Genomic DNA, 13,926 nt, shown 5'->3' on the forward strand with positions numbered 1-13,926 from the left:
AATAACAAAATATTTCGAATTATAAGTTAATTATTAAAGCCAATTATTTAATTACAATTTGATCTAAATTTGTTGGATTTGTTATAAGAAAGGACGAGAGTGAATGTTGTCGAAGAATAATTTTCAAGAACGACTTCGCAAAATGGAGAGAAAAGAAGAAAGATTCTCCATTAGAAAATTAACTATTGGTGCTGTATCTGTACTTATTGGAGTAAGCTTTTTCGCAATGCATCCCCAAGATGTAGCAAAAGCTGATACAGTAACTCCAAATTCTTCTTTAGTTGAAGATGCAAAGATTTCAGTAACGCAACCAACGCAAAAGACTGAAGAAACAGTTAAAGTAGCTGAAAGTCAAAGCGAAGCACCCGAAACTACAAAGACTACTGACCAAAAAGCTACTAGCCTTTCTGATGCAACTGCTACTCAAAGTAGCGCAGCAGAGGTCAAAAATGATAGCAAAGCAAGTTCAGCTAGTGAAAATAGTGTAGCTTCTTCTGCTGTAGTTGAAAAGCAAACTAAAAGTAAAAATAGCACTGCCCCTACAGTAACTAGTGCAGCTACTAAAGAAAATATTACCACTAATGAAGTGCAACAGTCTTCTGAAAATGTAGCTCCAGCTTCAGCATCAGTTGCGAATACACAAAGTGTTGCAGCTACTAGTGCACCAACACAAAGTGATACAAATGGAGTAAATTCTAAGAATTCTAATACTGAAGTAGCAACAACTTCTGCTCTTGAAAATGGTATCAAAAATAGTGATAATTTCACTACCTTAAATCTTGAAAAGGGAGAAAATCTTTTAACTTCTGTTAATACTTTAAAGAACACTCCTGTCGTAACTAATGATGAATCTAAAAAGAAGGCTCTTTTAGCATCTGCCTTAAACACTTCTTTGGTACAAGATACTGCTCATACTGCTAATGTAGGAAATTTTGCGGATCTTTCAAAGGCTATCGTAAATAAAGATATTACTACTATTAATCTTACTAATGATATTGACTTAACCAATATGACTGAAGCAGAAAGTCAAGTTGATGGTGGATTAGTATCTGGTGGTACTGGTCGGAATGGTGATAACTGGTTACAACCTTATGAATTAGCTGCTAATAAGACATCAGACAGTCCATACCAAGGAATTGCTCGTGATGTAACTATTAATGGTAATGATCATACCGTTAATATGGGCAAGTGGTTTATTTCACTATGGAATCAAAATCAAGATAATAATAATGGTTGGCACTTAACTTTCAATGATATGAAAGTTGAAAATAATTCAACTAGTACCCGTTATACACCAATTTATTTCGGTAACATGAACGGAACTAATCTTAATAAAGTTAGCCTTACCTTCAATAATTTCCAAGCGGATTTAAATACACCATTGACTAATGATGAAGAACCTGTAGATGTTATTTTTAAAGGTAAAGATGTAATTAACGTTTCACCTTTAAAAGATAATCTAACTGGGTCAATTCAATCAGGTGCAGATCGAAATATCATTTTTGCCAAAAATGTTTTAATCGATGATAACGCAGATGTAAGTATTACCGCTTCAATGCTTTCTAGTGGTAGTATTATAAGCTTTGATGGTGTTCAAGATGAAGAACACAATGTAATTAAGCTGGATAATACCAATGATGCTAATGCCGGAAGTGTAGCAGTTGGTAAAAATGCAAAATTAACTATTGATACTAACGGTATTGATGGTAAAGGGAGCACTACTAGCTTACGTGGTATCGCATCACGTAATACAAACGGTACAATGACCTTAAATGAAGGTGCTACTGTTAATATGACCTTAGGTACAGGTCACTCATCAGCAGTTCTATTAAGTAATTTAATTTTAGATAAAAATTCAACACTTAATATTGATACTATGCAAGACAACAGTGGCTATAGCCAACGTAGTTCGGGTGACTTAGGTGCTAATGGCTGGTTATATGCTCCAATTGGATTAGGGGTTATCAGTTTTGCTCAAACTGATAAGGCTTCATTAAAGGTTGCTAAAGGTGCTACCTTAAAGATGACTCGTGGCAACGTTAAAACTTCTACACCAATGATTGCCTTAGGTGGATCAAAAGTAGGAAATGGTAACTACGACGTTGACTTTGAAGACGGGTCAACAGTTGACATTCAAGATGCTTCTCAAAATAGAGCTTTAACTGGTCTTATTCCAACTTCTGCGAGTCAAGCTTATAACCCATTAATTTTAGTTTATAAGTCAAATGATGTAATGAAGATTGGACAAATGAAATACCTTAATCTTCAAAGAACTAATCCTAATGGCAATTCAGCTGGAAACATGATTAATGCCAGTGCTGGTGTAACATTAAATGCTGGTAATTACGGTGGTGTTGATGTCAAACAATGGGATAAGGGTAATACTGGTGATAATCCAAACTCAACTTGGCAAGTAGAAAACTTTGGTTCTGGTTCGAACGGTAAAATGAATACTGTTGGTATGGCACCAGTTGAAGATGACAAACAAAGTGACTTTAAGAGTAATTTTAATCTACAAGGCACTGAACAACGCGTTGTAATGACTTCAATGGATCTTGAAGCTTACAACTACGATGCACGTTACCAAGATTCAACTGCTAAAGTTGGTGAAACTATCAATATTGATACACCTACTTTCTACCAAGTTGGTGAAGATGGCACTCTTAGTCCAGCTAATCCAAATCCTGCTCTAATTGATAACACTACTTCAAGTCATCCATATCAATTAGGTTGGGCAAAAACTGGTAACGTAAATATTCCTCAAGGTGCAACTATTGATAGTGCAACTGGTAAGATTACTTTTGCTGCTAACCAAGGACAAGTTGGTACTGTAGTGAACATTCCTGTAACTGTAACTTATAAGGATGATTCTATTGATGAAGTTATTGCTCCAGTTTATGTAGAAGGTGATAACTACACTCCACTTTGGCAAAAAGATGCTAATGGTAATACAACTGGTGTAGTAAGTCTTCACTATAATGGAGATAATTTACCAGAAACTACTGATCAATCAGCTCAAGTAGCAAACATCGCTAATAATTACTCTTTAACTTATTACAATATTCCAACTGAAGATGATATAGAAGTTGCTCCAGTAGATCTTACCAACTACGGTACAGTGACTTGGGCAAAGACTCCTTCTACAGTAGTAGATACTCCAAGTGATGAAACAACTGTTTCAGTTCCTGTAGCTATTAACTTTGATTCAAACTCAACAGCAGTTAAGAATGGATATGTAGCAGCTGGTACTCAAAACACTGATTTAAACTTAGATTTAACTGGTGCAGAATCTAAGAAGAATGATCCTGGCTTTTCAAAGAAGAGTATTGAAGATGGTTTAACTCAAACTCAATTTAAGCGTTTAGTTGATACCAGTGCTTTAGACAATGCAGGTATTAATTACACTTTAAGCTGGGCAGATACACCAACTACTAATGCTCAAAATAATGGTACAGTTCGTGTAACTTATCCATCTGTAATGCAAGGTGATGGTACTACTCCAGCTTACTTAGATGTTCCAGTTCAATACAAGGTAAATGACCCATCTCAAACTGCAGATGATATTGATGTAACTTATCCAACTACTACAGTTGAAAGCGATAAGCCAGCAACTATTTCCCCAGTTATTACTGATAATGATGGTAAAACAACTGAAGTACCAGCAGGTACAAAGTTTGAAATTGACGGAACTAATCCAGCTGGTGCAACTATTGATCCAACTACTGGTGTTGTAACTATTCCAGCTACTAATACTACTGAAGTAACTACTGTTCCTATTAAAGTAACTTACCCAGATGGTTCCACAACTGATACCACTGTTAAGAGTGTATCTGTTGCAACTAATGATGATGTGAAGAATCCAACTTCTCCATATGACATTATTAAAGACCCAAGCAATTTACCAGCAGGTACAAAGGTAACTTGGGCAGATGATAATACTCCTACTGCAGGTGACAATGTTCCAGCTAAAGTTATTGTAAGCGTCCCAGGGTCTACTCCAATTGAAGTAACTGGTACTGCACATTACGATGATAGTGTGATTTACACTCCTCAAGTTAAGAACCCAGTTCAAGCTACTCCAGAATCATTGCCAGATGCAAGTGATCAAATTTTGAATATGAAAGATTTACCATCCGGTACTACTGCAGCATGGCAAGATGGACAACAAGTTCCAGTTACTCCTAACCAAACTATCCCAGGTACAATTGTAGTAACTTACCCAGATGGTTCTACTGATACTGTTAAAACAACTATTACCACTTCTGGTATAACTGATGCAGATGAATATACTCCCGAACCTGTTGCTGATTTAACTACTGAAATTGGTAAGCTTCCAGAGCCAGCAAAGGCAATTAGCAATGCTAGCGAAATGCCAACAGGAACTACTTACACTTGGAGTAAAGAACCAGATGTAAATAAGGTAGGCGATACTACTGGTGAAGTAACAGTAACTTATCCAGATGGGACGACTGATACTGTAACAGTACCTGTAGCTGTAAAGGGTGCTGACAAGACAGATTTACAAAAAGCTGTTGATGAAGCTCCAACTGTAGAAAAGACTCCAGCCTATGAAAATGGTAGTGATGAGGCTAAGAAAGCTTACGATGATGCAGTTTCTGCAGGGAAAGAAGTCTTAAATAACCCAGATGCAACACAAGCACAAGTAGATGATGCAACGAAGGCAATTAATGATGCTAAAGCTGGTTTAGATGGTAAAGTTACTGTAAAACCTTACTACCCAGCAACTTCAAGTTCCGCTTCAGTAGCATCAAGCGCAGCAGATGTAGCTAAGGATAATGCAGACAAAGCTAGTTCAGCAGCAAGCAGTGCCGCAAGTGCAGCTAGTGATGCATCAAGTGCTGCAGAAAAGAACTCAGCAGCTAAGAGTGCTGCAGAAAAGGCAAGCTCAGAAGCAAGCGTAGCAAGTTCTGCAGCTTCAAAAGCATCAAGTGCGGCTTCAGTAGCAAGCAGTGCTGCAAGTGATGCAGAAGTACAAAAGAGTATTGCAAGTGAACAAGATTCAATTGCAAGTTCAGCAGCCTCAGCAGGAGATAGCTCAGTAGCAAGTGATGCAGAATCAAAGGCATCAAGCGCAGCTAAGAAAGCTAGTGAAGATGCAGATATTGCTAAGAATGCCGCAAGTGATTCTTCAACTGCAGCATCAACAGCAAGCTCAGCAGCTAGTGAAGCTTCAAGCGCAGCTAGCGATGCTAAATCAAAGGCAAGCGAAACACCAAGCTCAGCAACTACCACTCCTTACTACCCAGCTGCATCAAGTTCAGCTTCAGTAGCAAGTAGTGCAGCAAGTGAAGCAAAGAGCAATTCAGATAAAGCCAGTGAAGCAAACAGCAAGGCACAAAGTGCAGCCAGCGATGCATCAAGTGCTGCAGAAAAGAACTCAGCAGCTAAGAGTGATGCAGAAAAGGCAAGTTCAGCAGCAAGCGTAGCAAGTTCTGCAGCTTCAAAAGCATCAAGTGCGGCTTCAGTAGCAAGCAGTGCTGCAAGTGATGCAGAAGTACAAAAGAGTATTGCAAGTGAACAAGATTCAATTGCAAGTTCAGCAGCCTCAGCAGGAAATAGCTCAGTAGCAAGTGATGCAGAATCAAAGGCATCAAGCGCAGCTAATAAAGCTAGTGAAGATGCAGATATTGCTAAGAGTGCCGCAAGTGAGTCTTCAACTGCAGCATCAACAGCAAGCTCAGCAGCTAGCGATGCATCAAGTGCAGCCAGCGATGCTAAATCAAAGGCAAGCGAAACACCAAGCTCAGCAACTACCACTCCTTACTACCCAGCAACTTCAAGTTCCGCTTCAGTAGCATCAAGCGCAGCAGATGTAGCTAAGGATAATGCAGACAAAGCCAGTTCAGCAGCAAGCAGTGCCGCAAGTGCTGCCAGCGAAGCATCAAGTGCAGCAGAAAAGAACTCAGCAGCTAAGAGTGATGCAGAAAAGGCAAGTTCAGCAGCAAGCGTAGCAAGTTCTGCAGCTTCAAAAGCATCAAGTGCCGCTTCAGTAGCAAGCAGTGCTGCAAGTGATGCAGAAGTACAAAAGAGTATTGCAAGTGAACAAGATTCAATTGCAAGTTCAGCAGCCTCAGCAGGAGATAGCTCAGTAGCAAGTGATGCAGAATCAAAGGCATCAAGCGCAGCTAATAAAGCTAGTGAAGATGCAGATATTGCTAAGAGTGCCGCAAGTGAGTCTTCAACTGCAGCATCAACAGCAAGCTCAGCAGCTAGCGATGCATCAAGTGCAGCCAGCGATGCTAAATCAAAGGCAAGCGAAACACCAAGCTCAGCAACTACCACTCCTTACTACCCAGCAACTTCAAGTTCCGCTTCAGTAGCATCAAGCGCAGCAGATGTAGCTAAGGATAATGCAGACAAAGCCAGTTCAGCAGCAAGCAGTGCCGCAAGTGCTGCCAGCGAAGCATCAAGTGCAGCAGAAAAGAACTCAGCAGCTAAGAGTGATGCAGAAAAGGCAAGTTCAGCAGCAAGCGTAGCAAGTTCTGCAGCTTCAAAAGCATCAAGTGCCGCTTCAGTAGCAAGCAGTGCTGCAAGTGATGCAGAAGTACAAAAGAGTATTGCAAGTGAACAAGATTCAATTGCAAGTTCAGCAGCCTCAGCAGGAGATAGCTCAGTAGCAAGTGATGCAGAATCAAAGGCATCAAGTGCAGCTAAGAAAGCTAGTGAAGATGCAGATATTGCTAAGAGTGCCGCAAGTGATTCTTCAACTGCAGCATCAACAGCAAGCTCAGCAGCTAGTGAAGCTTCAAGCGCAGCCAGCGATGCTAAATCAAAGGCAAGCGAAACACCAAGCTCAGCTTCAAGTGATTACGCAAGCCAAGCATCAAGTGCTGCAAGTGAAGCAGGAAGTCATGCAAGTGATGCTTCAAACTCATCAAGTGCTGCCTCAAGTTCCGCTAGCGAAGCAAAGAGCAATGCAGATAAGGATCCAAACAATTCAACTGCTAGCTCAGCTGCTTCAACTGCATCAAGTGCAGCAAGTGTTGCAAGTTCAGCTGCATCAACAGCAAGTTCAGCAGCTAGCGATGCATCAAGTGCAGCTTCAGTAGCCTCAAGTGCACAAAGTGCAGCCTCAAGTTATGCAAGTGAAGGTAACTCAAGTGCAGCAAGTGATGCCGAATCAATAGCTTCAAGTGCTGCAAGCACAGCTAAGAGTGACGATTCAGTAGCCAGCTCAGCTGCATCAATAGCAAGTTCAGCAGCAAGTGTGGCATCAAGCGCAGCCTCAGTAGCCTCAAGTTCAGCTAGTGAAGGTTCATCTTCAGCTACTCCAAGCTCAGCTTCAAGTGACTACGCAAGCCAAGCATCAAGTGCCGCAAGTGAAGCAGGAAGCCACGCAAGTGATGCTTCAAACTCATCAAGTGCTGCCTCAAGTTCCGCTAGCGAAGCAAAGAGCAATGCAGATAAGGATCCAAACAATTCAACTGCTAGCTCAGCTGCTTCAACTGCATCAAGTGCAGCAAGTGTTGCAAGTTCAGCTGCATCAACAGCAAGTTCAGCAGCTAGCGATGCATCAAGTGCAGCTTCAGTAGCCTCAAGTGCACAAAGTGCAGCCTCAAGTTATGCAAGTGAAGGTAACTCAAGTGCAGCAAGTGATGCCGAATCAATAGCTTCAAGTGCTGCAAGCACAGCTAAGAGTGACGATTCAGTAGCCAGCTCAGCTGCATCAATAGCAAGTTCAGCAGCAAGTGTGGCATCAAGCGCAGCCTCAGTAGCCTCAAGTTCAGCTAGTGAAGGTTCATCTTCAGCTACTCCAAGCTCAGCTTCAAGTGACTACGCAAGCCAAGCATCAAGTGCCGCAAGTGAAGCAGGAAGTCACGCAAGTGATGCTTCAAACTCATCAAGTGCTGCCTCAAGTTCCGCTAGCGAAGCAAAGAGCAATGCAGATAAGGATCCAAACAATTCAACTGCTAGCTCAGCTGCTTCAACTGCATCAAGCGCAGCAAGTGTTGCAAGTTCAGCTGCATCAACAGCAAGTTCAGCAGCTAGCGATGCATCAAGTGCAGCTTCAGTAGCCTCAAGTGCACAAAGTGCAGCATCAAGTTATGCCAGTGAAGGTAATTCAAGTGCTGCAAGTGATGCCGAATCAATGGCTTCAAGTGCTGCAAGCACAGCTAAGAGTGACGATTCAGTAGCAAGCTCAGCCGCATCAACAGCAAGTTCAGCAGCTAGTGAAGCTTCAAGCGCAGCTAGTGAAGGTTCATCTTCAGCTACTCCAAGCTCAGCTTCAAGTGATTACGCAAGCCAAGCATCAAGTGCTGCAAGTGAAGCAGGAAGTCACGCAAGTGATGCTTCAAACTCATCAAGTGCTGCCTCAAGTTCCGCTAGCGAAGCAAAGAGCAATGCAGATAAGGATCCAAACAATTTAACTGCCAGCTCAGCTGCTTCAACTGCATCAAGCGCAGCAAGTGTTGCAAGTTCAGCTGCATCAACAGCAAGTTCAGCAGCTAGCGATGCATCAAGCGCAGCTTCAGTAGCCTCAAGTGCACAAAGTGCTGCCTCAAGTTATGCAAGTGAAGGTAACTCAAGTGCAGCAAGTGATGCAGAATCAATGGCATCAAGCGCAGCAAGCACAGCTAAGAGTGACGATTCAGTGGCAAGCTCAGCTGCATCAACAGCAAGTTCAGCAGCAAGTGTGGCATCAAGCGCAGCCTCAGTAGCCTCAAGTTCAGCTAGTGAAGGTTCATCTTCAGCTACTCCAAGCTCAGCTTCAAGTGACTACGCAAGCCAAGCATCAAGTGCCGCAAGTGAAGCAGGAAGTCACGCAAGTGATGCTTCAAACTCATCAAGTGCTGCCTCAAGTTCCGCTAGCGAAGCAAAGAGCAATGCAGATAAGGATCCAAACAATTCAACTGCCAGCTCAGCTGCTTCAACTGCATCAAGCGCATCAAGTGTTGCAAGTTCAGCCGCATCAACAGCAAGTTCAGCAGCTAGCGATGCATCAAGTGCAGCTTCAGTAGCCTCAAGTGCACAAAGTGCAGCATCAAGTTATGCCAGTGAAGGTAATTCAAGTGCCGCAAGTGATGCCGAATCAGTAGCTTCAAGTGCTGCAAGCACAGCTAAGAGTGACGATTCAGTAGCCAGCTCAGCTGCATCAACAGCAAGTTCTGCAGCAAGTGTGGCATCAAGCGCAGCTTCAGTAGCCTCAAGTTCAGCTAGTGAAGGTTCATCTTCAGCTACTCCAAGCTCAGCTTCAAGTGATTACGCAAGCCAAGCATCAAGTGCTGCAAGTGAAGCAGGAAGTCACGCAAGTGATGCTTCAAACTCATCAAGTGCTGCCTCAAGTTCAGCAGGCTCAGCCGCAAAATCACAAGCTTCAACTGCTGACACGACTCCATCTACTAAGACAGTTCATACAGAAACTGGATCTCTTCCAAAGGCAAGTGACACTGTAAGTAATTTACCAGAAGGAAGCTCAGTTAAGTGGGTTAAGAAGCCGGATGTATCAACTCCTGGCACCCATACTGGTGTGGTTGAAATTACTTACCCAGATGGTCATACTGAAAAGAAGACTGTTGAAGTAATTGTACGTCCACATGCCACTAATTCAACTAATAGTAAGAGAAACAGTCGTGCAGCATCTCGGAATAGATATGGTAACAGCAACGCACAACGTATCCAATGGCTTAGAAACCATGGCTATGAAGTAGTTGTAGGACCACATGGAGAAATTATTTCCTATGCTAAGACAACTAATAATGAAGAAAATGCTACTAAGGATACTAATGGTAAGGATTCTGTAGCTCCTGTTAAGGGTCAACGTTTACCACAAACCGGAGCAAGTCAATTAGATAACTTAGCTGCAATCTTAGGATTAAGTTTAGCAAGTCTAGGATTTATTTTCGGACTAGCAGCCGATAAAAAGCGCAAAAAGAACTAAGCAACTTAGTTAAAAAGTGATACCGAAAGGTATCACTTTTTTGTTAATCATAAAATTAGATATTGTGAGTTAACAATTTGTAAAATAATAATAAATAAAACAAATTAAAGGAATTAGACATGAAATCAAAATCGACAATAAATATGTTGAAAAAAATCTGGGATACGAGTCCTAAGGATATTAATGGAGAGGTTCCAATTCCATCAGCTTCTCAAGATACCTCATTTTATAATATATTTTTAGAAAAAAATTCTTCTTTCCCAGCCAATTATTCTACTCAGCAAGCTACTCTATTAATGGTTGTGGGAGGAGAAGCGAAAATAGAGGTAGATGGGAAAATACTAAAGATGAAGGCCGGCACGTTGCTGACTTTAAAGCGAAAAATTAAATATCGGATTTTAAAGTTAGAAACTACCTGCTATTTAGTAAAAATTAAATTTCATATTAGTTTTAAGTGGATAAAATTCATTCATGATTTACATTTAAGGAGTACAAGAGAACAAAAGTTGGCTGAGATATATTCAAAGCGGATGTTAGATAAGGGCTATTTTTATTTTTTAAATTCGGCTAAGTCTCTTCCAAGTAAACTCTGTGTACAGTTGCTGCATGAATACTGGGAGTCTAATTTATTTACTTGGAATGTAGGTGTATATTTTACTCAACTAATTTTAGTAAGTTCTTTAGAGCGATTAAGAGCAGATAATACTGAATTGCCAGTTTTGAACAAAGAAAATCTAATCGATTACATCGATGAAAATTACGCCAATATCAATCTTACAGTTGCTGCTAGACATTTTGGCTTTAGTAGTAGTTATTTCTCTAGACAAGTAAAGAAGATAATGGGAACAACCTTTATTCGCTTAGTAGAGAAGCGACGGATTGAAGAAGCAAAAAGACTAAGAATAACAAAAAAGTATACAATTAATGAAATAATGCAAGAAGTAGGCTATGCTAGTAAGTCATTTTTTTACAAAAAGCTAAAGGAAGAAATAGATAACATAAATTAAAGTTTAATTTTTAAGAGTACTCTTTTTATCCTTCTTACGGTAAAAATAGTACTCTTTTTTGCTTTCATAAAAATAAGTAAGCTTGTTATATCAACTGATAACAACAATATTTTAAGTAGGAGTACTTATTTTTAAGAAGGTCAAATAATTGGTTAAATTCTTTAAATTACCGTACAATTACCAATGATAAGGCTTTCAAAGTATTTAAATATAGTAATTGTAGAAATTAGGAAAAATATGCTATCAAATAAAATTGTAAATTTTAATCAATATAAAAATCAACATAGCACTAATCACATACTTAAAGTAGCTGACTTTGATCAATTTACTCAAGCTTTGGTAAATCCTAATATAAGCAAAATCATTTTTGTAGATAATGTAAGTTCAGCAACAGGTCAAACTGCTTTAAATGAAAATTTATTTACTGGTGAATTAAGTGCTAATACATTAAATATTTTTAGTAACCAATATCATAATATTGCCAGAACTCTTGTCATTGATTTAAACAATTATGAGTTAAATTTAGACCATAATTATATTAGTTTTGCAGATCGTAATTATGGTGATAAGGCTTGGAATATTACTTTGAAAAATGGTGAATTAACTGCAAACAGTGAAATGAATAGCTCACCATTTTATTTCAATAATGTGAGTGAAAGTAATCAAGCTAAGACAAAATTTATTTTTGAAGATACAGTAATAAACCTGGATGGTCCTGAAATTTTTCACGGCGAGTTTGTAGATGTATATTTTGCAGGTGAATCATCATTTGATGTTTCCTTAGCAAAAAGTGGCACTAAAGGTTTTCAATCTAAGTATTCAAATGGGTTAGCTGTAGGAAACTTTTTTGTTAAACCAAATGCAGAAATTATGATGAGGGTAAACACTCCAAATTATATTGGTGAAAACTTTTCCGATACTCATCTTGAAAAGAATAATAATATGATCTGGCTTCAAGGAAGTAATAAAAAATATGGAAAAACAATTATTGGAGCTGGAGCAAAAGTTAGCTTAGAATCTACCACAGCTGATATGCGAGGAATAGTAAGTTCTAATTCACATGCTCTTGTTACGCTGCAAAAGGGAGCAAAACTTTCTTTAAAGCTTGCTACAGGACATTCTATGGCAATTGCAACTGGAGATTTATTACTTGAAGAAGAAGCTAGTTTAAAAGTTATCACTAGCCAAGATAATAATGAACAGAATTTGGTTAATAACATTTTAAATATTGATGATTATCACTATGCACCAATTTCACTGGGATTACATGCAGAAATGACTAATCGTATCCATTCACTAAAATTAGCAGAAAAAGCTAGTTTAAAAGTTATTCGTCGTCAAGTTAACTCAATTACGCCACTAATTTCATTTGGTTTAGGAAAAAGCAATGAGCAGCAAGATTATGTACTTGAGCTAGGTAAAGATAGTAGCTTAGAACTAAGAGATGAAGCAGCTGTTAAAAATTACTTAGTAATGGACCAACAAAAGAGTTGCAGTGGCTTAATTACAATGTATGGTACAGAATCTAGAAACAGAGTCATTTTTAATGAACCTCGATACGTAAGTTTACAAAGAGAAGGTACTTTTGGTGGAAATTTATTAAAGCTAGAAGGAAGTAAAAATAGTATCAAATTAAATGGAAATAGGATTGATGGGATGCCAGCTTCTCATTATCAAATTACCCAGACAATGAGTAATGGGGTTCAAGATAACTGGGAAGTTGCAGATTTAATTACTGTAGACAAGTTAAGTAGTAAAGTTTTAGTAAGTCCTACTAAGGCAGGAAAGGGTAGTTTTAGTTATAATGACAAAAAAATCAATACCCAGGCACCTTATAAGACTGGTGGGAACTATTTAGCTGAAACAAAGACCTTAAATGATATATTAGAACACTTTAATTGGCAAACACCAAATCGTTTAACTTTTGCTAATTACGCTTTAGAAAATAGTAAGTATATACCTCAGTTTGAAACAATGGTAGCTGTTTATAACGCTGCTGTACCTAATATTTCACAAACAATGGCAGCAATTACTTTTGTAGATAAGAAAAAACAAAATGTTACTGCACCAATCTTGAATGAAAAACTTGGAGATGGATTTGTATTAGGACAAGGCGCTCCTAAAAATGCTATTATCAATGCCCAAACAGGGGCTATCACTATTACTCCGACAGCAGCTGAGGTAGGGAAGACAGTTTTAGTACCAGTGATTGTAAGATTTAGAGATTACTCTCAATTAAGAATAATGGTGCCAATTACTGTAATAGGTGTAGGAGAAGATAGGAAAAAGCAATTAGGAAAAGTAAGTGAACAAAGTGAAAAAATTATAACTTTTCCAACTTATATTATTAGGATAGAAGAAAAAGACGACGAAAAAGTTGCTTAAATAAGAGAAAGTATTTAATTAAAACAAAGTACAAAAAGAACTTAACGATAAAGTTAAGTTCTTTTTTGTTATAAAAAGGTTATTAATATAACAATGCTATCGTTATATTAATTCGGATAAATGTTGATATAACAATGCTTTTAGCAAAATAAAGAAAATTATAAATTTTTATATAACAGGTGTTGTAATATGTAATTTAAAGTGCTATTATAATAAGTGAAGTGAGAGAGATAAGTAAATTTAAAAGATTGGAAAGAAGATTATTATGAAATTACGTAAAACAGTTATTAGCTTAGTAAGTTTATTATCAGTTGGAACTATGTTTGCATCAAACGTAGCAAGTGTCCAAGCTGCAACAGTAGAAGAAAGCTACCCAGCATTAGCAAAAGCAGAAGATGCTCCAACTAACCCAGCAGCAAGCCAAGCTCCCAAGGGTAAACATGTAACAAAGAAGAGTAAAAAGACTACTAAGAAGCACGCTAAAAAGCATGCTAAGAAGACTGTAAAGCGTAATGTACGTAAGTAAGAAATTAACTAAAAAGTAGTAAACCAAGATGGAGAGCTGCAGAACTTAATTTCCAATTTTAGAGAATATGAAAAAGCCACTACGAAAGTAGCGGCTTTTTTGTTGAA

4 protein-coding genes are annotated in these 13,926 nt (G+C 38.7%); all 4 read left to right on the forward strand.

The window, feature by feature from the left end; all coding sequences use genetic code 11:
* The first annotated feature begins 103 nt into the window (after nucleotides 1-103).
* Nucleotides 104-9,901: a Rib/alpha-like domain-containing protein gene (locus FP433_RS00790; RefSeq protein WP_265486795.1), complete on the forward strand. Its 9,798-nt coding sequence runs from the start codon at nucleotides 104-106 to the stop codon at nucleotides 9,899-9,901.
* A gap of 119 nt (nucleotides 9,902-10,020) precedes the next feature.
* Nucleotides 10,021-10,908 carry a helix-turn-helix domain-containing protein gene (locus tag FP433_RS00795; RefSeq protein WP_265486796.1) on the forward strand — a complete coding sequence of 296 codons (888 nt, stop codon included), beginning with the start codon at nucleotides 10,021-10,023 and terminating at the stop codon, nucleotides 10,906-10,908.
* 237 nt (nucleotides 10,909-11,145) lie between these two features.
* A complete protein-coding gene (locus tag FP433_RS00800) occupies nucleotides 11,146-13,293 on the forward strand; it encodes a pectate lyase-like adhesive domain-containing protein (protein WP_265486797.1) in 2,148 nt (715 codons plus the stop codon).
* 265 nt (nucleotides 13,294-13,558) lie between these two features.
* Nucleotides 13,559-13,819 carry a hypothetical protein gene (locus tag FP433_RS00805; protein ID WP_265486798.1) on the forward strand — a complete coding sequence of 87 codons (261 nt, stop codon included), beginning with the start codon at nucleotides 13,559-13,561 and terminating at the stop codon, nucleotides 13,817-13,819.
* The last annotated feature ends 107 nt before the right edge of the window (nucleotides 13,820-13,926 follow it).

It is taken from the genome of Lactobacillus sp. PV012 (assembly GCF_014522325.1).
GTDB lineage: Bacteria > Bacillota > Bacilli > Lactobacillales > Lactobacillaceae > Lactobacillus.

Bases quoted from the DNA above. Each gene is read 5' to 3' on its own strand.
- FP433_RS00790 (WP_265486795.1), top strand. From the start codon at position 104: ATGTTGTCGAAGAATAATTTTCAAGAACGACTTCGCAAAATGGAGAGA.
- FP433_RS00795 (WP_265486796.1), top strand. From the start codon at position 10,021: ATGAAATCAAAATCGACAATAAATATGTTGAAAAAAATCTGGGATACG.
- FP433_RS00800 (WP_265486797.1), top strand. From the start codon at position 11,146: ATGCTATCAAATAAAATTGTAAATTTTAATCAATATAAAAATCAACAT.
- FP433_RS00805 (WP_265486798.1), top strand. From the start codon at position 13,559: ATGAAATTACGTAAAACAGTTATTAGCTTAGTAAGTTTATTATCAGTT.